13 protein-coding genes are annotated in these 21,602 nt (G+C 57.9%); 4 read left to right on the plus strand and 9 right to left on the minus strand.

Annotated features, from left to right (window positions below; all coding sequences use genetic code 11):
- Positions 1–83: 83 nt before the first annotated feature.
- Positions 84–866, minus strand: a complete 783-nt coding sequence (locus M9920_11195) for a tRNA threonylcarbamoyladenosine dehydratase (protein MCO5052858.1) — start codon at positions 864–866, stop codon at positions 84–86.
- Positions 867–1,033: 167 nt separating this feature from the next.
- Between M9920_11195 and M9920_11200 the strand changes: the two genes are divergently transcribed.
- The 4 genes from M9920_11200 to M9920_11215 all read left to right on the plus strand — a co-directional run bounded on the left by M9920_11200 (position 1,034) and on the right by M9920_11215 (position 6,903).
- Positions 1,034–3,358, plus strand: coding sequence for a formylglycine-generating enzyme family protein (locus M9920_11200; protein ID MCO5052859.1), 2,325 nt, complete (start codon positions 1,034–1,036; stop codon positions 3,356–3,358).
- A gap of 54 nt (positions 3,359–3,412) precedes the next feature.
- Positions 3,413–4,753 carry a Gfo/Idh/MocA family oxidoreductase gene (locus M9920_11205; GenBank protein ID MCO5052860.1) on the plus strand — a complete coding sequence of 447 codons (1,341 nt, stop codon included), beginning with the start codon at positions 3,413–3,415 and terminating at the stop codon, positions 4,751–4,753.
- 209 nt (positions 4,754–4,962) lie between these two features.
- Positions 4,963–5,745, plus strand: a complete 783-nt coding sequence (locus tag M9920_11210) for a DUF5684 domain-containing protein (GenBank protein MCO5052861.1) — start codon at positions 4,963–4,965, stop codon at positions 5,743–5,745.
- A 285-nt stretch (positions 5,746–6,030) separates the two neighbouring features.
- Positions 6,031–6,903, plus strand: coding sequence for a hypothetical protein (locus M9920_11215; GenBank protein ID MCO5052862.1), 873 nt, complete (start codon positions 6,031–6,033; stop codon positions 6,901–6,903).
- 25 nt (positions 6,904–6,928) lie between these two features.
- On the opposite strand, the gene M9920_11220 is transcribed toward M9920_11215, so the two are convergent.
- The 8 genes from M9920_11220 to M9920_11255 all read right to left on the minus strand — a co-directional run bounded on the left by M9920_11220 (position 6,929) and on the right by M9920_11255 (position 21,590).
- A complete protein-coding gene (locus M9920_11220) occupies positions 6,929–8,593 on the minus strand; it encodes an FAD-dependent oxidoreductase (GenBank protein ID MCO5052863.1) in 1,665 nt (554 codons plus the stop codon).
- Between the two features lie 527 nt (positions 8,594–9,120).
- Positions 9,121–10,077: a sugar phosphate isomerase/epimerase gene (locus M9920_11225; protein ID MCO5052864.1), complete on the minus strand. Its 957-nt coding sequence runs from the start codon at positions 10,075–10,077 to the stop codon at positions 9,121–9,123.
- Positions 10,078–10,785: 708 nt separating this feature from the next.
- Complete coding sequence (locus M9920_11230) at positions 10,786–11,910, minus strand: RHS repeat-associated core domain-containing protein (GenBank protein MCO5052865.1); 1,125 nt, start codon at positions 11,908–11,910, stop codon at positions 10,786–10,788.
- A 168-nt stretch (positions 11,911–12,078) separates the two neighbouring features.
- The gene (locus M9920_11235) at positions 12,079–12,549 is read right to left on the minus strand and encodes a hypothetical protein (GenBank protein ID MCO5052866.1); all 471 of its coding nucleotides are present in this window, start codon (positions 12,547–12,549) and stop codon (positions 12,079–12,081) included.
- Positions 12,546–13,292 carry an RHS repeat-associated core domain-containing protein gene (locus M9920_11240; GenBank protein ID MCO5052867.1) on the minus strand — a complete coding sequence of 249 codons (747 nt, stop codon included), beginning with the start codon at positions 13,290–13,292 and terminating at the stop codon, positions 12,546–12,548. The genes M9920_11235 and M9920_11240 overlap by 4 nt, the downstream gene beginning before the upstream one ends.
- Positions 13,293–14,153: 861 nt before the next feature.
- The gene (locus M9920_11245; protein MCO5052868.1) at positions 14,154–14,492 is read right to left on the minus strand and encodes a hypothetical protein; all 339 of its coding nucleotides are present in this window, start codon (positions 14,490–14,492) and stop codon (positions 14,154–14,156) included.
- A gap of 706 nt (positions 14,493–15,198) precedes the next feature.
- Positions 15,199–18,411, minus strand: a complete 3,213-nt coding sequence (locus tag M9920_11250; protein ID MCO5052869.1) for a family 10 glycosylhydrolase — start codon at positions 18,409–18,411, stop codon at positions 15,199–15,201.
- A 350-nt stretch (positions 18,412–18,761) separates the two neighbouring features.
- Entirely contained in the window at positions 18,762–21,590 is a 2,829-nt protein-coding gene (locus M9920_11255) for a glycoside hydrolase family 78 protein (GenBank protein ID MCO5052870.1), read from the minus strand.
- Between the last annotated feature and the right edge of the window lie 12 nt (positions 21,591–21,602).

Genomic DNA, 21,602 nt, shown 5'->3' on the forward strand with positions numbered 1-21,602 from the left:
TGACAATTGCCATCTGGGAGAGCAAGGCGGAGCAGTCGCTATTTCTCCCGACCGTTCTGTGTTCAAAAATCCAAGTGGAATGCTTATTCCGCCCGGGTCGCGACGATGCGTTTCACCGTCTGCGCCGCGGCCGCAAAACCAAAGGCGCCAGTGACAAAACACGCCGTGCCATAACCGCTGCGGCAGTCCAACCGCAACCGTTCGCCAGGTTCGGGGGTGTCGCATACGCCGCCGTCCTTGGTGGGGAATACCTGCGGTTCAGGCGAATACACGCAATCCACCCCAAACAGTTGCTTGGGATCGCGGGGGAAATCGTAATTCGCGCGGAGGATTTTACGGACGTTTTGCAGTAAACCGTCATGCGTGGTTTGCGCCAGATCCGCGATGCGGATGGCGGTGGGGTCGCGGCGTCCGCCGGCGCCGCCCGTGGTGACGACGGGCAGATTTTTCTGTCGGCACATGGCGATCAACAATGCTTTCATGTCGGTTTGATCAATGGCATCCAGCACCACGGAATACCCAGGCTCAAGCAAGCGGTCCGCGGTCCTGGCCGTGAATAGCGATTGTTCCGCCTGCACGATCAGGTCCGGGTTGATGAGGCGAACGCGCGCGGCCATGGCGGTCACTTTGGGTTGGCCCAAAGTGCCGGTGACCGCGTGGAGCTGACGGTTCACATTGCTGATGCAAACGTCGTCGAGGTCCACCAGGGTCAATTGACCAATGCCACTGCGCGCCAAGGCTTCCACCGCCCACGAGCCGACGCCGCCAATGCCAATGACGCAAACATGCGCCTGGCGCAGGCGCTCCTGGCCGACGTTTCCGTAGAGTCTGAGCATCCCGCCAAAGCGGGCTTCGTGTTGTGTCATGGTGTTTTTCCGGTCCATTAGCCCGGGTGGGTTGATAAGAAACGGCGGGTGATAGTTCAAGCGAATCCCCAATTTTGGTGATGCGGCGGCGGGCGCAATTCGGTACTATGGCCCTCCGTTATTAACAAATAGGATTGAACATCAGGCGAAGTTTCGCCGTCAGCAAAATGAATATGATTCGAATCGTGGGTCGGGCGCCAGCCGGTAAAGCTTCCAATCACAACAGAGATTTTGGGCGGACCGCCCGATTGTTATCGGGATTGATTCTGGCTTCCTTGTTACCTTTGGGTTGCGGTTCTCAATCGGAACCTGCCGCCGGCGCGCAACCCGCCGAAAGCGCCGCGGGACAAAATTCCCCCTCGGGAACGGCCGCGCCGGTGGCGGTTGCCAGCAACCCCGGTTTGCCGACGCAGGTGGTTGAAGGCGAAATGGAATTTTTGGTGAGTGGCGATTTCAACGGTGACGGTCTGTTGGATGTGGCCATCGTCTCGCGCACGTCGGGCCGGGTACGTTTTGGTTATCGCGTTTCGGCGGAGTTTTTCAATTGGGCTGACTGGCGGGCCAGCGGGGCGCCAGGCGTCGCCGGTGTGAGCGTGGGACGATTGGTGGATGCCCAGCATGATTCGCTGGCGCTGGTTTCTGCCGACGAAAACCAGATTACGGTTTTGGATGGCGCGGACCCCAACATTCCGACGGACCCAATGGTGATTCCCTGTGACGTGCAGGGGCCGAATACCGTGGTGGCGGTGGATGTCGGTGGTGCGGGCAACACCCCGTTGCTGGATTTGTACGTGGGCAGTATTTACAACACCGATCCGGACAACCGATTGACGCTGTATCGCAACAGCGACAAAAAGTTCACGCCAATTTACAATGAAGGCGCCAACGGTGCCGCTGCGCATGGCCGTCGGGTGACGTTGAAAGCCAACGGTCCGGAAGAAGTGGCGAGCTTGGTGACGACTGAAGACGGAACCATCTGGCGCGTGGAAAATCTGGCCAGCGGCAAACCAGAGGCGGTACTGACGGCAACGGGTGTTCCCGACGGTGGCAATTACTTTCTCGGCAACTTTCGCGATGCGGCTCTGAAGGATGTGGTGTTCCACGAGGCGGGTGAAGCCAGCTTCTCCGTGGGCGCGTTGTCGGAGGCGGGTGGCAAACCGCAGTTGGGCGATTTGAAATCGGTCGCATTACGCGCGGAAGCGCGGGCTTTAACCGGCGGCGAACTGGCGGGGCAGAGCCGGTTGCTTGCGATCTTTGGCGATCAGGAGCCGGCTGAGTTGATGCAGTTCGATGGCGTGAATGTGCCGACGACGCTGCAAAAATTAGATGGCGCGACGAACGAATTTTTATCCATCGGCATCGTGCTCCCGGATGCCGTGGTGTTGTTCTCCGTCACCACCAATGACCGCCCGCGCGATGTGGCGTATTACCAGGTGCATCTGATGAAGGAAGGCAAGTTGGCGACCGGAGCGTTTGGCGCGTTGCCGACTCTGGACGATCGCGACGACAACACGATTCCGGAAATCTACAAACGGATCGTGGCAACACAGACGGAGAAAAGTCAGGCGGACATGAAGGCTTACACCAACGTGATTCCCGGCACCCAGGTGACTTTCGCCATGACCCCCATTCCGGGCGGTGAATTTGTGATGGGCAGTCCGGATGGCGAGGAAGGCCGCAAACCGGACGAAAGTCCGCAGCACAAAGTCAAAATTGAGCCGTTCTGGATGGGTACCTACGAGGTGACTTGGGACGAGTATTTGTTGTTTGTTTATCCGGATGATGAGAAGAAATTGCGCGAAACGTATCCGACGGATCCGGAAATCAACGCGATTTCGGATGCGGTATCGCATCCCTCCAAACCTTACATGGACATGAGCTTCGGCATGGGCAAGAGCGGATTTCCCGCCATCGCCATGACGCAGCACGCCGCGAATAAATTCTGCCACTGGCTTTCCGCCAAGACCGGGCAGTTTTATCGTCTGCCCACGGAGGCGGAGTGGGAATACGCCTGCCGCGCCGGCACCACCACGGCCTATTCATTTGGCGATGACCCCGATGAGTTGCCGAAATACGCCTGGTTTTTTGATAACAGTAATTCCAAGTACCAACGTGTCGGGAAGAAGAAGCCCAACCCGTGGGGATTGTACGACATGCACGGCAACGTGGTGGAATGGGTGCTCGATCAATACGATCCGAATTATTACCAGACGCTCGGGAACGGCGCGACCACCGAACCTTGGAATCGGGCCACGCAGCCGTACCCGCACGCCGTGCGCGGTGGCTCCTGGGATGATGACGCTCCGGCGTTGCGCAGCGCCGCGCGTCGCGGTTCCGAACGCGCCTGGAAGATGACCGATCCGCAATTGCCCAAGGGCATGTGGTGGTTCACTGATGTTTCGTTCGTCGGCTTCCGTGTCGTGCGTCCGCTGGCGGTTCCGCCTCCCGAGCAAATGGCGAAATACTGGATCAGCGGAGTCGAAAAAGATTGAAACTTTGCCCAAGAAACTGTTGCCTAGTTCAAACCATAAAATTAAAGAATCCACATGAACACACAAGAAACCAACATCACGCCGGTCTCTCGTCGGCGCTTCCTGAAAAACTCCAGTCTGGCGACGGCCTCGGCCGTGGCCGCCATGAGTTTTCCCAACATTTTACACGCGCAAACCAAGCCGGAATTCAAGGCGGTCATTGTGGGCTTGGGCGGACGCGGAACCGGTGCGGGAGGTAATTTTTTGGAGGCGGCCAAGACCCTTGGAGTCAACGCCACCATCGTTGGCTTGGCTGATCTCTTTCCCGGTCAGATTGGCGCGTGCCGCCAAACCTTGAGCAAAGTGGGCGTCGAAGTGCCCACCGCCAATTGTTTCTCGGGATTCGACGCTTACTTGAAGGCGATCAATTTGCCGGGCGTCAACTACGTCATTCTGGCGACGCCGCCGGGATTCCGCCCCGCGCAGTTCACGGCCGCGATTGCCGCCGGCAAACATGTGTTCACTGAAAAGCCGGTGGCCGTGGATGGTCCTGGCGCGCGGATGATGTACGCGGCTGGAGAGGTGGCTAAAAAGAAGGGACTCAAAGTGGTGTCGGGAACGCAACGTCGCCATCACTACGCCTACCAGGAAACCATCAAGCGAATTCAGGACGGGGCAATTGGTGACGTGACCGCCTTGCGCGTTTACTGGGTCAATGGAAATCCGATCTGGCATCGCGGAGTGCAAGGCAACAGCGATTTGGAACGACAAATCCATAACTGGTATCACTACATCTGGTTGTGCGCGGATCACATCGTGGAGCAACACGTGCATAACATTGACGTGGGCAACTGGGTCATGGGTAATCAACATCCAATCCGGGCCTGGGGCATGGGCGCGCGGCAGCAACTTGGCGATAAGCCGGGTGAGATTTGGGACAACTTCGCGGTGGAATTCGAGTACGAAAACGGGGTGCGCATGCACAGTTACTGCGGCCAGATCAAACGCGAGTTCTCGGCCGTCCGTGAAGCGGTGGTGGGTTGCACTGGTTGGTCGGATCCGGCGGGCAGCATCCGGCCCAACGCCGGCAAAGCCTGGCGTTATGACGGCAAGCGCACCCCGGAATACATGCAGGAACATGCGGACTTGATCCAGGCGATCATTTCCGACACCGAGCTTAATGAAGTTGAACAGGTGACCAACAGCACGCTGACGGCGATCATGGGTCGCGAAGCGGCTTACAGTGGCGCGGTGGTGGAATGGGATGATATGAAGGCTTCCACTTTTGCCTACGGTCCGGAGCAGCTTTACAAGGACGCCAGCAAGATGGAGTTCGGTCCGTTCCGCACGCTCAAGCCGCCGATGCCCAGCGAGCACGATATTTTCAGCAATCCGCCCCAGGTGCCGGTGGTTTAACCGTTCCGCGGTTAAGCGTGCGGCGCGGTTGCCGGGCGGTCGGTTTCACGTGGCGCAATGACTTGGTTTCACGTCATTGCGCCACTTTGCTTTTCCTGGCTGGGCCGAGTTCGATGAATCTGTCCGTACGTGGCACATTTCGTGCATTTGACCGCCTGATTCGCAGTGCTGTTGTTCCGGGCCTGCAATCGTGGAACATGAAAAACGACATGACTGCCAATCGCCTTCTATTCTGGCTCGGGATGGGAATGCTGTGTTTTATCGGCTCGATTCCGGGTCGCGCTGCGGATCGGCAGCTTCCTTACCTTAAAAGTGAGACAACGACTTACAGCAATGTGACAGTTTACAGCCAGACCGAGCGCGACCTGTATATTCATCATGATGGCGGGTTGGAGAACATCCGCATCAGTGATCTGGACGAGGAGTCGTTGCGCGCGTTGGGGCTGAAGACCGAACCGAAAGAATCGCCCTCAGCCATTTTGCTCGTGAGAGCGAAGGATGTCTCGACCGCCGTGACGCACCTGACCGACTCCATCGGCAACGTCAATTCCACGAACTTCTCCGCCTGGTTGACGCAACTGCGCCAGGACCCGCAACAACTTGTTCCGGCGGGCTGGGGATGGAACATCTTGGCCGCCCTGGGTTTGATTTACTTGTTGGTTTGCCTGGGATTGCGGACCATCTGTCGCAACGCCGGCGCCCCGGCGGGCGCGTTGATTTTTGTGCCCTTGTTACAACTGTTGCCGTTGCTGCGGGCGGCGCGGATGCCGCTCTGGGGCTTCATCCTGTTTTTCATTCCGGTGGTAAACATCGGCATGCAAGTCTGGTGGTCCTTCGCCATCGTCAAAGCCTGCGGCAAAGGGGTGGGCACGGCCATCGCGCTCCTGCTGCCCGTGGTGAACTTGTTGGCCTTCATTTATCTGGCGGTTTCCAAAGGAACTGCTCCGACTGAAGCCGTGATCGCCGCGGACCCGATTCCCAATCAAGCCTAAGCCGGAACGATTCGATTGGAGTTTGGGTGGAACGGGACACTGGCCTGTTCGGTCGGGCTACCAGCCCGGCAGTCGAACGCCAAGAGTGTGAACCCGATGGTGTGCGATCTCTGTGCGCTCGACTGGGCGGCAGGTTGCCGCCCAGAACGGCCAAGTTGGCCGTTCCACCCGGACCAACTGCAAAGTTTCCCCTTCCGTCTGACGCAAAATCATCAACGCGCAAAAGCTCCGGATCGAGGCGGCATTTGAAGTGCTTTGGTAATGATGCGGATTAAACGCCCAGTTATGCGCTTTCAAATTCTGACTCTGGCCACAATCATCAGCATCGCCAGCGCCTGGTCCATCCGGGCCGACGTCACGGGGAATCCTTTGTTCGATGGCTGGACGACTTACGGAAATTCTCTGGCCAGTGGCACTTACGTGTTCGGCTCGGCCAACTACAGTTATCAAACTTTCGGCATGGGTTTGCTGGTGGAAGCCGGGTCCAATTTGGAAATCAGCGACGGGCTTTATTCCTGGGACGTGGGCGACCACATTCTCGCCGTCGGCGGCATTCTGCAAGCGCCCGGCGACCTGGGATGGGCCGTCACCGGCTTGTCCATCAACTCGCGTCTGGCCAGCGTTGGCGGTCCCAAGTTGCAGGTGAAATTTGGCACGAGTGCCGCCACCTGGTCGCCAAGCACCATCGCCCCGGGCAGTGGCAATGGCAGCAGCGGCTCTGGCGCGAGTGGCGGTCGAATTCAAATTTCGACCTCGGGGTATATGTCATTGACCAGTACTCCTTATGCTTGGGACCTGAACTCCGGCCAGCTCCTCGTGCCCACGGCCGATCACATTGTATGGTCGGGTGGCACCTTGGATGAGCGCGTGGCTCGAATGATTTGGAACTTCGATCACGACACTGGCGAGGTCGGCAGTTGGGAGTTGCTCTTGAATGTCTCGTTGGTCAACGAATTGAATCCTGATTACCAGGGGTTGCTGCCAGACTTTGGTGATTTCGCCATCATGACGGTGCAGGATGGGGATAACGCTTACACCGATGCGCTGGTCGCGATTATGACCATCCCCGAGCCAACCACCACGCAATTGTTCGTCCTGATGCTCGCGCCCTGGGTGCTGCGAAAACTTCGTGCGGCGCGGCCCGGTTCCGCCGCGTAAGGGCGCGGGGCCATTCCCCGTCTGATCAAGGTGTCGGCGGTTTGGTTGGCGTGTGCGGATCGTAATGGGCGCGAATCCCGCCGGTCAGACTCTGAACCTGAAATCCATTCTGCGCCAGAATGCGCGCCGCGAAGTAGGACGTTTTACCCAGCGCACAAACCGTCACCACGAGACGGTTGCGATCCAGTTCCTGGAGCCGTCCCCGCAGCGCTCCCAGCGGAATGTTGATGACTTCACGGTGCGGCACCGGATGGCTCTTGGCCAGCACCGGCGGGCGCACATCAAGAATCTGCGCGTTCGGATCATCAGGGAGTTCTTCCACCGGCGCTACGAGTCCATCGCGGGTGTTGCCCGCGGCGAAGCCCGCGAGGTTGATGATGTCTTTCGCCGCGCCGAACGGCGGCGCATAGGCCAGTTCCAACTGGGCCAGATCTTCAATCGTCAATTCGCCGGTGATGGCCGTGGCCAGCACGTCCAGGCGCTTGTCCACGCCCGCCGCGCCGCTGACTTGCGCGCCCAAAATGCGGCCCGTATCCGGCGCCCAAATGAGTTTGAGCAACAGTAATTTCGCGTCGGGATAATAATTCGCGTGGTGATGCGCGTTGACGAGCACCGAACGGTACGCGCGTCCGGCCGCTTGTAACCGCTTCTCGGACCAACCGGTGATTCCGGCCGCCACATCGAATGCGCGCACAATGGCTGTGCCCAACGCGCCGGGATAAGGTCGCGTCTGCGTGGGACAAAAAATATGATCCGCCGCAAGGCGGCCCTGGCGGTTGGCGGGGCCGCCGAGGGGCACGGCGGAGATTTCGCGAGTCACGAAATCCTCCACCGCCACCGCGTCACCAGCGGCATAAATATCCGGATTGCTGGTCTGCATGAAAGCGTTCACGCGGATGTGTCCGCTCTTGTGCAGCGCCAGATCGGCGTTCCGCGCCAATGCCGAGTCCGGACGGACGCCGATGCTGAGCACCACCAAATCCGCTTCCAGCGTGCGCCCCGACTTAAGGTGGCAAGTCAGCGCGTTACCACTGGTAAAATGGTCAATGCCATCGCCTAAAATCAGTTCCACCCCGTGCCGCCGCAGTTCGTCCTCCATCAATCCGATCATGATGGGGTCGAGTTGAGGGAGCACCTGTTGTTGCTGTTCGACCAGCGTAACCTGCTTGCCCAGACGCGCGAGTTGTTCGGTCATTTCCAGGCCGATGAAACCGGCGCCGATGACCGCCACGCGCTGCGCCGTCGTAGCGGCGGCTTTGATGCGATCCATGTCCGACAACGAGCGCAGCGTGAACACGCGCGGGTCATCCATTCCCGGCAGGTCGGGGCGTATCGGCACCGCGCCGGGCGCCAGCACCAGTTTGTCGTAGTCAATCCACTCGATGTGACCCGTTGCAAGATTGCTCAGTTGCACCCGCTTTCCGGACCGGTCAATGGCCACCGCTTCCGTGTTGGTGCGCACTTCAAGATTGAGCGTGGCTTTTAACAGGGCGGGCGTTTGCACCGCGAGCGCGTCGCGCTGCTTGATTTCGCCCCCGATGAAATACGGCAAACCACAGTTGGCGAAGGAAACGTCCGGACCGCGCTCGATCAGCGTGATGTGCGCCGACTCGCTCAGACGTCGGGCCCGCGCCGCACAAGAAGCTCCGGCGGCAACACCGCCGATGATGACCAGTTTGGTTGCATTCATGCCTCTATTTGTAGCGGGTTAAGTAGAAATCGCCAAGCGATTGTCCCGGCTGTGGCGGCTGGTCGGATGCTGCCATTGCGAGTCTGCGGATGATTGGCGATTGGAAGGCAACAATCCTTCCGACGCGCAACGGGTAAAATCAGGAATAGGGTTGCTTTATGAACCGAGGGCAGGGGAGCGACGCTAGAGCATTTTAAGTATTCCTATAACCGCCGGCATGACGCAACGGGCCTCGCAACTTCAAGCCAAGCGTTGGGGTCAAACTAACGACCGCCAATTGGTTCGGGACGAGCACCGGCGCGACCGCGCCTTGGACTGCGGCAGTCCTCTGCCGCTGTGGAATCATCGGCCCGCGACCGGAAAGCGGCAGAAGACTGCCGCAGTCCAAAACCTCGCGGGCAGAGGCGCCATTCCCCATTCGGGCTTCCACCTTCATTGGGTTACACTCGTTCGGTTCAACGGCTACAACTTTAATTAAACCGCTATATTCGCGAGCGTTGAGATTTTTATGATCGCGACAAATCTCGTCAGCTTAACCGACGCAGAAAGGCGATTTCTTTTCGCAGAATCTCAGCCGTCTCGTTTTTGGCAAATCGTCCGAGCGACTCATTCTCCACACAGAGATCCCCGGTGTAACCGGCCTGACGCAGGTCCGCCACAATGCGGTTGAAATCCAAATCGCCTTCATACAGCGGGCAACAATATTTGGCATACTCCCAGCCCATCTGGCGCTTCACGTTGCGTTGGTCGGCGGGGTAATTGATGTTCTTGCAATGCGTATGCACCGCGTGGGGCGCGAAACGCTGGTAGATTTGGTAAACTTCGTCCAACGGATGACCCCACCAATAAAGATTCGCGGTGTCCAGCGTGATGCCGAGCTGGCGCGAACCGACGCCGTCGAGAATCTGCTCCATGATGGCGGGATCGTTGGTGGCGCGTCCGTGGTTCTCGATGCCATAACGCACCTTGGCGCCCTTGGTCGCGTCGCAAAGCTGGCGACAAGCCTTGGTGGCGAAAGCTGGAAATTCCTCCAGTTTCAAGGCGCGCGGCACGACATCAATACGAATGGCCGGGACGCCCAGTTCATCGGCCGCCGCCGCCAGGCGCGTACAAAGTTCGATTTCCTTCTCGAGCCGTTGATCAAACTTGTTGTGCATGCAGAAGGCGCCAATGCGTCGTCCGTTCGCTTTAAGATCCGCCTTGAGCGCGGCAATTCCCGCTGCGTTGCCGACGGTGTATTTTTTGCCAGGCGCCGTGAAAGAGGAGAGCGCGAGGTCGTCGTCCACCTCGGCTTCAAAGCAATCGGCGTTCAGCAGTTTCAGCGCGTTCCAACCATCCGTCGGATCAGCGGATTTCAGGTGAACATCGCGCACACCAACGAGCCATTTCGTTGGCTCCGCGGCGCGGAGCTGGTGTGGGATATTGGTTGCGCTGGCGGCGAGAGCAGCCGTGACGGTGGTTTTGATAAAATGACGACGATTCATTGCGCTTGAAAGTTTACTGAAAAATTTTCGGCGGTGAAAGAGCTGTGTGGTAGGCGCGGGAAACCATCCGCATGGTAATAATTATGCGTACTCCAGTTGCCATTCTCGCCGTTGTAACCATCACGCCGCGACTGACAACCAACGGATGAACCGCGAACCACCCGAAATACGCGAAAGGGAATGGCAAGCGAGCAACCTGTCGTTCCCGTTCCAGTTTTCGCGTGGTTGGCGTATTTCGCGGTGATGATCATTGTTTGTTGTGCCCCGTTTTATGCCCGCTGGTGAATTGCGTCAAGTGTACTCCACAACGCAAATGCAGCGCACCAGAGCGGCGCGGCAGGCGCGGGTGGCCGACCTTCTATCGAGCCGGCCAGGCGAGCCAGATTCCTTCTCACCTCTTGTGCGGGACAGCCGGCTATTTGCGTTTTCTCGTGAACGCCCAGACAACAAGCAAATAGCCGACTGAAATTCCGCAAGCTCCAAGGAGAAGGAGATAACTCAGCGGTTTGTGCATCTCGGGATACCGCGTTGCAATCCAGAGACAGCACCCGGCGAAAAGGGCAAATGCAACTGCGGAGTGAATCATAACTCGCCTGGGGTTTGGTCTGCCAGACAAGCGGAATTCGCCCGGTTGACACTTCCGCCGCCCGGACAATCGAAGCTCATTCAGTTTGTGAAGCGCCGATCTAACTGTTCTGGTCAGATTACTCATTTGGTGAAGAGGTTCATGTAGCCGCCAACATCTTGGCCGACGACTTCGCTCGTGCCGTAAAAGGTATATTCGCCAATCTCTCCGAGGTCACCCGCAACTGCACCAAGCCCACCGAACCCGCCTCCCAGGAACGCACCAGCTCCAATCGCGTAGGGGTCGCCACCTGTGCTCAATCCAGCAGAAGTTCCGCCTGCAACTGCTCCGCCCGCGATACCCCAGCCAACTCCGCCGACCGCTCCCGCACCTCCTGTTAGCCCCGCCAATCCGCCATTGAGTGCGCCTGTTCCCGCAGCCTTGCCCGGTTTGAAGCATGGATCTGAGAGAACGCCTGCGACAAATCCTCCTATTGCTCCCGCAATCGCCCCCGCCCCCGCTCCAGCTACTGCTCCCGGGCCTGCACCTACTCCTGCCCCCAATGCGCCAATTCCTGCGCCGACACCCGCTCCAGTTAATGCACCAGTGCCTGCACCGGTCGCAGCGCCGGTTAATCCATTTCCAACGCGCCCCCAAAAACTCAGCCCATACGGATCAACGAGCAGTATCGGGTTGTTCGCAACGTAGGCATAAAGGTTTGGCCCTTCCATGATCTCGGCAGGAATTCGGATATACGGATGCGATCTGAATGGAGCGATACGTTGCACCAATTCAAAGCCAGGTTCTCCCAACGGGTCTCTGTTTAGCCACCGTTGCCAGTTGGGTGAATAGAAGCGGTAACCGTAGTAATACAGGCCGCTTCGTTCATGTTGTTCCTTGCTGCTGAACCGGTAGGTATTCGCACTCGCGTACGTCCCGCTGCTGCTCAGCGTGTTCCCATACGCGTCATACCGGTAACTCGCTCCCAACCCCTGCGCCGCAGTCATCAGGTAGGTGATGTTCCCATTCCCATCCGCATGGTAGTAGTTGTGCGTGCTCCAGTTGCCATTCCCGGCGTTGTAACCATGCCAACCAACGGATGAACCGCGAACCACCCGAAATACGCGAAACCATTCTCCCTCTCCGCCATCGCGATGGGGGAGAGGGTTGGGGTGAGGTGGAAACCGTCTCCGCTTGAGATTACCGCGCTCCCTCGGTCCCGCTTGGATGGCGTTCGCGTGATTGGCGTATTTCGCGGTGGAGATCATTGTTTGTTGTGCCTCGTTTTACGCCCGCTGGTGAATTGCGTCAAGTGTACTCCACAACGCAAATGCAGCGCACCAGAGCGGCGCGGCAGGCGCGGGTGGCCGACCTATTCCAGCGCGGCCTCAGTGCCGCTAGATTCTTTCACACCGTTTGGCGAAATAGCCGTAAAATTAACCCTCGCTTTTCCTCCACTTGCTAACGTATGGCTGTAAGGAAGTCCCCGTAAGATAATTCTCGATGTTGTCCAAGAGTGCCACGGCACGCGGTTGGGATTTTCGAGCGAGCGCATGAACGACACCCTGTAACAGGCGCATTCTCGGCCCAAACGCTCTCTTCGACTTTTGTGCTCGCTGTTGCTCTTCGTCAACCAACTCAGAAAGGGCTTGTGGCGTGAAAATTTTTTCGGCCGCTTGCACCAGCTCCTCATACCATTCTTGTTCCGAAGCCATTCCCGTAATACTCATCACCATAACGGCGCGTTCCGCACGCCGAACGTCAGCTTCGCAGACAATCTCAACGAGCCGCTTTGCCGTTTCGCGTCTGTCGGTTACTGAGTGGTGCAGCCTCTCGGCGAGCGCCGCAAATTTAGATGCGTCGTAAGCTTGGAATGCAGTCAACAAGCTCTCGGCAAGGTCACTCATATTCCGACAGGTGCACCGACTATGACCCCAATTACGCAACATTCCGGGCAGACAGTACATCCGATAGCGACACCAACGCCGATTACTACACCGCCGCATACCCAAGGATGGCGCTGGCAAAAACTTAGGGCTGGTTGCGACTCCTCCTTACGCGAACAACCAGGAACAGGAAGGGGATTGAGCTGGGGGTTGTCGCCGTCGTCGTCATCACCACAGTTTTCGTCATACTCATCTTGAAGTCTGTTTATCTCTTTTTGAAGTGTGTTGTCGTCTACGCCAGCTCGACCTCTGAGGGTAAACAGGAAATCCATTAAATTGAGCAAGTCGGCGCACTCTTCTTCGGAGTATTTCAGTCCGAAGCGGTCGAACCGATTCACAGACGAATTACCAACAAACGTGTAAAGATTCGGGCCTTGTGACAACTCGGCCATTTGGGGAGCAAGGTGCGCTTTCTTAAAGCCTTTGTGTTTGACGAGTGTTGTAAAGCCCCTCTCCCCCAGTGGATCCCGGTTTAGCCACCGTTGCCAGTTGGGTGAATAGAAGCGGTAGCCGTAGTAATACAGGCCGCTGTTCAGATGCCATTCCTTGCTGCTGAACCGGTACACGTTGGCCAGCGCCAAACTGCCGCTGGCACCAGCGAGATTCCCATACGCATCATACCGGTAACTGGCCGCCAAACCTTCCCCCGCAGTCATCAAGCCGGTGGTGCTGCTGAAATCGTCATCGTGCAAGCTGGTGTTCATGGCGAATACGGCGAGGAGAGCACGACTCGAAAATCAATGCAACCTTAAATCGCGGATCATTGTTCTATCGATTCGCCATTCGCTCGTAATCCGGCCTTGGACTACGAGCGAGAAGGGCAAAGTTTGTAGTCCCGCCTTCAGGCGGGGGCGAAGCACCAAGGAGCGCATTACCGAGTGACTGCGTTGCTACCGGCTGAAGCCGGAACTACGAGCGAGGAGGGCAAAGTTTGTAGTCCCGCCTTCAGGCGGGGGCGAAGCACAAGGAAGCGTATTACCGAGTGACTGCGTTGCTGCCGGCTGAAGCCGGAACTACGAGCGAGAAGGGTGGAGTTTGCAGTCTGCCTCCTCGTCGCATCGTACTCTTTGCGTTCGACTGTCGGGCTGGTAGCCCGACAGAACGGGCCAGTGGCCCGTTCCACCTAAACTCCAATCGAATCACACCGGCTTGGGTCAATCCAAATCATCCGATGTTCGACGCGGGGCGCGTCGAACGGCACCCGAGACGGGTGCGCTCCCCAACCCACGACCTCGTTTTCGTGAGGCTCGTAAAACTGGGCAGCATTTGGTCACCACAAGGGTTGAGCATGTGGTCAGAAGGTGTGAATCAATTGTCGGCGCCGTCATCCGAGCCACTACAACTCTGCGACGGCCAACCAACGGATGAACCGCGAACCACCCGAAACACGCAAAAGGAAATGGCAACCGAGTAACCTGTTGTTCCCGTCCCAGTTTTCGCGTGGTTGGCGTGTTTCGCGGTGATGCTCATTGATTGCTGTGCCTCGTTTTACGCCCGCTGGTGAATTGCGTCAAGTGTACTCCGCGACGCAAATGCAGCGCACCAGAGCGGTGCGACAGCCCGCCCTAATGGGTGGCCTCTTTACCTTTACGTTTGCGCCAAAGACGAGTCAAAAACGGCAGAACAACAAACCATTGCAAAAAGCCGCAAATCCAAAAAACAAACCAAACCATAAAAATCTGAACGCGCTCAGGTAAATTGGAGATGGCATCCGAAGCACCAAATCCGACAGCAGCATTGATGTACACCCCAATCAAGCTGGCTGGAAAGCTTAACACAAGCATCAGCCAAGTGAGCAAAACATCCAAATCGCGGTTTGGGTCAGCATCTATCTTGATACAAGTAAATACAAATGCTCCGACCGTGATAAGCAGCCACCCAATTTTCAAGCTTCGTTTTTTCACTAAATTTGTCCACTACTGTCCGGTTAAAGACCCTGGTAAATCGGGCTGATGGTTGAGGTCTGGCATAGTCGTTGGCGGTAGAGGTTGAGCCAGCGCCAAACTGCTGCTGACACCAGCGAGATTTCCCAAACGCATCGTACCGGTAACTGGCCGCCAAACCTTCCCCCGCAGTCACCAAGCAGGTGGTGCTGCTGAAATCGTCATCGTGCAAGCGGGTGTTCATGGCGAATACGGCGAGGAGAGCACGACCCGAAAATCAATGCAACCTTAAATCGCGGATTAAATCGCGGATCATTTTTCCTATCAATTCGCCATTCGCTCGTAATCCGGCCTTCGACTACGAGCGAGGAGGGCAAAGTTTGTAGTCCCGCCTTCAGGCGGGGGCGAAGCACAAGGAAGCGTATTACCGAGTGACTGCGTTGCTGCCGGCTGAAGCCGGAACTACGAGCGAGAAGGGTGGAGTTTGCAGTCTGCCTCCTCGTCGCATCGTACTCTTTGCGTTCGACTGCCGGGCTGGTAGCCCGACAGAACGGGCCAGTGGCCCGTTCCACCTAAACTCCAATCGAATCACACCGGCTTGGGTCAATCCGAATCATCTGGTGTTCGACGCGGGACGCGTCGAACGGCACCCGAGACGGGTGCGCTCCCCAATCCCGAAACCCAATCTTCATGTCGTAATGACCAAATCAATGTTCGTATGTGATGGTTACGGACCGGTATGTCGCACGCGGAAGAACTGCTGCGGCGCGTTCGTGGTGTAATCGAGCCAGAAGAAGGTGCCGTTGGTATTGGGTGCGACGGTCAGTTCCGTCCAATCGAACAAGTTGGTGGAAACTTCGATCGAGTAATGGCCCATGTCGCCGCTCGCGGAGAATTCCAAGCGGCCATCCGGCAATAAAACCACGGAATCAATATGCGCCGGATCCGGCGGCAGAATGGTCAGCAACGCCGGCGCACTGGTGACGCTGCCCGCGATGTTGGTGACCACCAAGGCGTATTGACCGCCGTTGGGCCAATCCACACCAGTGAGCGCGAGGACGTTGCTCGTCGCACCGGGAAGGTTCGTCGCATTGAATTGCCATTGATACGCGAGCGGAGCGGTACCGCCGGCACTGGCCGTGAAGGTGACATTCGTGCCCACCTTGACGGAACGATTGACCGGGTCGGCCACGATGGTGGGGGGAATTGCCGTCGGCAGCAGTTGCAACGCGATGATGCCGTTGTTGGCGCCCAGGGCGTAAACGCGATCGTAATCGAAAGCCACGCCGCCCGTGCCGGAGCCGGAGTTGCTGTTGTCCGAGGCAAAATTCGCGGTGGCAATTTGAGTCGGTGCTACTGACGCCAAGTCATACAGCCGAAACTGATTTTCCGTCGCCCCCACGTTGATGATGCCGAGCAGATTCAAGACGGTATGCACTCCGAGCGGCGCGAGCGTGTTGGGAAATTCCGGCGCGCCGTGGCTGCGGATCGTGATGCCGGTGTCCGCCGCAAGATTAAAGCTGACCTGGCGCAGATTTTGTGAAGTGGCCTTGCCCCAGAAGGTGTTTCCGGTGCCAAACGCGATGCCCAAACCAAACGGCCCGGCGGGGTCGGCATCCGCAACCGTAATTTTGCGCGCGGTGAAGTTCAGGCCGTCGGTCGTGGTGAGAATGGAAACGACATTTGCCGCCCGTGACCCCAGCAAAATTTGGGTGTTCGCCCCGGCACCACGCACAGCCAGAGTGTCGCCCCAGCGTTGATTATCGCCTGCGCCCGGATCTCCCGAGAAAGCGAGAGTTGGCAGCGTATTCGGTTCGTCATTGGCCCAGCGATACAGTTTGAAATCGGTGGTCGCACCCGCCACGGTGAGGTTGCCGGCATAGACAGCGCCGTCGTTCGCCACTCCGATCATCAACAGCGGATACGTGCCGCCGGATATTCCATCCGTACTCAACTGATGCAAGTCCGCGCCCGTGGTCGCATCCAGCACCGGTACTTGCAGCGGTTCGCGATTCACCAGCAGCAGATGTTGCGTCGCCGGATTGAGCGCCAGGCCGCGTTGCATCGGCAGCGAATTGGTTGTGAGATAAGGACGCGAATACGGCGCAAGCATCCAGTTGGTCTGCCAACCGCCCATTTGAACGGGCGCATGCACGCTCAGCGTGGCCACCGCGCTGGTGACCGCACCGTGGCTGTTGGTCAAGATCACCGAATAATCTCCGGCTTGATTGAAAGCCACCGTGCTGAAGGTAATTGCCGCCTGCGTGGCGCCGGGCAGGTTGGTGCCGTTGAACCGCCATTGATAGCCGGGCGCCGGGCTGCCATTGGCCACCACGGCGAAGTGCGCGCTTTCACCCGCAAAAATCGTGCGATGGCGCGGTTGCTTGACGATCGTGGGCGGTGCCGGTGTGGGCGCGTTCAACAAAAAGTCGTAACGCACCACGTCGCCCGCCAGGGCAATGGCATTGGTGGATTGCGAAGTCATTCCGCTTTTACCCGCGGTTGTAAGATGCGCAGTGCCGCTGGCGGTGGCCGATACCAGGGTGGCGACGTAATAGCCATTTCCATCCGTGCGCACAGTCGGTCCGCCCACCATCGTGACGATGGCGTCATCCACGTACTGATCGGTGAGGTAGTCTTTTACTCGCCCCCAAACAATTCCTTCGGTGGCGGTGGCCGGGTTACGCCACGGCATTGGCGGTGTGCCGACCACGTTGGTGTAAACATTCGCCGCGACGTAACTCCACCAACCGTTGCCGCTGCCATCGGCTGAAGTCGGCACGGCGTAGGAGTAAATTGAATTTCCCTTCAAACCTTTGCTGCGGGAATAGTTGATGGCGGCCGCAATGGTGGGATCGGTGTTCAGATACGCACCGATACCGGGATAGACGTGACGATTGTATTGCCAACAGGCGGCGATGCGATCGTTCCATGTGTAGTAAGTGCTGATCGCGTAAAGTTGCGGGATCACGGCATCCACCCAGCCGTTCTTGAGCATGTTCGCCCAATCGCAGTAATACAGATACGGCGTGGACGTGGTGAAATCGCAACTAGCCGGCACCGGACTGTACGCCAGCGCCGCCGAAGTGTGGCGTAATGGTTGGCGGGGATTGGATTTGATGGATTGAATCTCGGCCTGCATGCGCGCCATCAATTCATTTTTGAACCGACGGCGGTAATTGTTGTAACCAGCATCCGTAGCGCTCGGGGTGCCGACGTAACCGGTATTTCGACGATAACGCGCCAAACCGGAGTTGGGATAAACATCCGCGCTCACGGCCGGGAACGCGACGCCCGCCGTGTAAACCGGCCCGTCAATTTCATCGTCCCAATTGACCCCGTCAATCGGGTAGTTCGTCACCAGTTCGCGAATGATGCTCACAAGATATTCCTGCACATCGGGTGAACCCATGTCCAAGGTGTAGTAAGTGGTCGAGCCGACGAGATAGCCAACCACTGAACCGCCTTCACTGTTGTCGCGGGGAACTCCAAACCATTCCGGGTGCGCGGCCAACGTGGCGTTACCGGCGGGAGGCCAGACGTTGGAAACCCGATACATGCTGCCGCCGCTGCCGCCAAGCCAGGCATGGACTTCGATGCCCTTGGCGTGCGCTTGCTGACAAAGATAGGCCAGCGGATCAAAATTCGCTTTGACGCGCGAAGACCAGGGCAGAATGGCGGACTTCCAATGCGCTCCGTGCGAAGCAGGCGTGTTGTCCATGTAAGCCAGCACTTGCACGATTACCGCGTTGTAGTGACCGTTGGCCAGCGTATTGACCATGTTGTCCACTTCGGTCGTGCTGCCCATGCCGACGTGGAAGACATCCGCCCACGCGGCGCGAAATTCCGGAGTTTGCCCGTAAGACAGAAAGGGTGATAACGCGAGTGAAAGCGCCAATAAAACGAGAGGTCGTCGCCGGCCGCTTCTGAGTAAAATCATCCGGCTAAAATATGCGGACTCTGCATCGCGTCAATCTGCCAATTCATGTAGGGTGAATTCCGCTGCTGGGCCGACGCGAGCTTATCCGAGCCGGATGTCGTCCGCGAGACGCGAACGACTACCGCCGAGACGGCGGTGCTCCCCCATTCCCCATTCCTTTGCCAATCATTCCCTTGCCTTCCCGTTCGCGTATTTCGTGTCTTTCGCGGTTATATCTCCCTGATGAGTTGGGAACGACGTGGAAGTCGTCTCTCCCGCGGGCTGGTTGAAACCGCAAAGAACGCAAAGATCACCAAGCCGGAACGGGCCAGTGGCCCGTTCCACCCAAACTCCAATCGAATCGTTCCGGCTTAGCGATCCTGCGACACCCGGAATTCGTAGTTTCCCGAACCCACCTCAAACACGGCGGCTTGGGGTTCAGTCCGCGTTGGTTTCAATGGCGGAAGGCTTTGCACCGATTGGGAAATGGTCGTTGGCACATGAATTGTGGCCCGGCTGTTCACCGGGATGCTGACTTTAAGCTGGAGGGCGTCGCTTTGTTTTTCCCAAGCCACAGCTACGCGTCCGCGCACCGTCCGTGTGCTGGCGCGCACGAAGGACATGGTTTCCGGCAGGTAAGGTTTGACGATGATGTGCTCGAAACCGGGTTGCGCTTCATCCAGTTGAATTCCCGCCAGCACACGATAGAACCAGCCATCAATGCTGCCCAGCATGACGTGGTTGTGGGAGCCTTTGAGATTCCAGAACTCGGACAGCGTTGTGCGTCCGCCTTCCAGCAGTTGCGCCCAACTGGGAAAACCCGTTTGCGTAGCCAGTTGAAACGCGACGTCAGCGCGGTCGGATTCCGTCAGGGCATCAATCAGATACTTGGCGCCGAGCACGCCCACGTTGAAGTGGTCCTGATGTTTTTTCAGATCGGCGAGAATATGATTCAGCACGGCTTCCCGGTCGGTTGCATCCACCAAGCCGAGGAAGAGGGGAAAGGCGTTGCTGAATTGCGTGCCGTTTTCATACTGCCGTTTGGTGCGATCGAAATAGCGTTCATTGAACGCGTGGCGGATTGCTTGCGCGAGCGCGCGGTAGCGTTCGGCTTCTGCCTTTTTGCCTAACACCTCCGCGGCTTTGGCTACAATCAAAGTGTCGAGATAGTAAAAGCCCGTCACTGCGGAAACGGGTTCGCCTTCCTGCCAGCCTTCCACAATCGTGCCCCAATCCCCAATCCAGTATTGCGGCAGAATGTGATGGGTCGCCTGCGTGCCAAGGTAATCCACGTAGCGCCGCATGGAATCGAAATGCCGCGCCAGAAAAGCGGTGTCGCCGTAATGACCGTAATACTGCCACAACATCACGAGGTAGGCGCTGCTCCAGTTCGGATCGGGTTCGTCGGGAAGGTAGGGTCGCGGTGAAACGATGGAGATGTCGCCGTTCGTTGGGTTTTGATTCAACTGCACGCCGTTCAACCATTGCCGATAAACCAGCGGCAGGTCGAAGTTGAACATGGCTTCTTCCATCGAAACCATCGCGTCACCGAACCAGCCCAGGCGCTCGTCACGTTGCGGGCAATCCATCGGGTAACCCATGAGATTGCTGCGTTGCGACCAGCGGGTGGCGCGGTGAATGCGGTTGATCAGTTCGTTATCACATTCGAATTCACCCACGCTTTCGGCATCCGTATGCACCACGCAGCCCAGCAGATCTTCAAGTCGCGGCCCCCCGGGAAAACCGGTGACTTCCACGTAACGAAATCCGTGAAACGTAAAGCGCGGCTCGTAGGTTTCGCGTTCCTGTCCCTTCATCACGTAAACATCCGTGGCCAGCGCGCGTTCGTTGCTGGTTACGTCAATCATGCCGTCGGGTCGCAAATCTTCCGCGTAGCGCAAGGTGATTCGCGTGCCGCGCGGTCCGGTCGCCCTCAAGCGCGCCCAACCGGAAAAGTTTTGTCCCAGATCAAAAACAAACACGCCCGGCTTCGGCTGTTTCACGCTCACCGGTTTGAGCTGTTCCACCACGCGAATCGGCGGCATGAGCTGCGCCACCCACTGGCCTCCGGGCGGTTCGACAACGTGGGCGTTCACCCAGCCGGAATCGTTGAACGCTGGCTGATCCCAACCCGGTCGTTCCTGCGTCGCGTCATAAACTTCGCCGTCAAAGACGCAACTGGATTGGATCGGGCCGGGCGCGGTTTTCCAGGAGCTGTCCGTCACGATCAATTCGGACGTGCCGTCGGTGTGGTCCAGGTGCAGTTGCAACCAGGCGCGTTTCGCGCCGAACCACTGCATGCGATACGGCTCCCACCATTTCTTTTCCGGATTGAACCAGCCATTGCCAAGCTGGATGCCGAGCGCGTTCGTGCCGCTCCGCAATTGGGCCGTCACATCGTAGATGTCGTAATACACCCACTGCCGGTAATTACTCTTGGTTGGCGTCAATACCTGATCGCCGACGCGCTGGCCGTTGCAATGCAGTTCGTAGTAACCCAGCCCAGTTACATAAACTTCCGCGCGGCGAATCGGTTTCGCCGCAACAAACGATTTTCGCAACAACGTCGAGCGTCCGTCCACCTGCACTTGCCGGACCAGATTGGTGTGCGTTTTGACGCTCATGAAAAAGCCTTCCGGCGGACGCGGTTCCTTCACCGGACCGCTGCCGATCCATTGCGCCCGCCAATCCTCGGGTCGCAACAAAGCCATCTCCCAGCGGGCGGGCTGGCTCCAGTCCGATACGTGGTTCGCGCCGTCCCAAACCCGCACCTTCCACCAGCAGCGTTGTCGCGACTGCAACGGTTGACCGGCAAATTTGACGTGGACGGAGGCGGCGGAACTCACCCGACCAGAATCCCAAATCTCACCCGCATCGGCCTGCAGGCGTTCCAAACTGGACGCGACCAAAATCTGATAGGCCGACTGCCGTTGATCGGGTAATGCGGATTCCAATTCCCAAGCAAGTCGTGGTTGTGCCGCCTCCACGCCAACCGGATTCACGGCATATTCGCAGCGCAACTTGACTGGCTGAATCGCCGCTTTTCCCGATGGCGTGTGGGTGATCGAATCCGCCGCCGCGCCGTAGCCGCCCATTAAACCGGCGAGACCAACCACTCCAAGCATTTGACGGAGATGAAACCGCCAATGACATCCGTGCTGCATGGCGGCAGTGGTAGCGAGTTTGGCGTCCGGTGTCACGTCCGCAATGGT

The organism is Verrucomicrobiia bacterium (genome assembly GCA_023953615.1).
Classification (GTDB): domain Bacteria; phylum Verrucomicrobiota; class Verrucomicrobiia; order Limisphaerales; family JADLHS01; genus JADLHS01.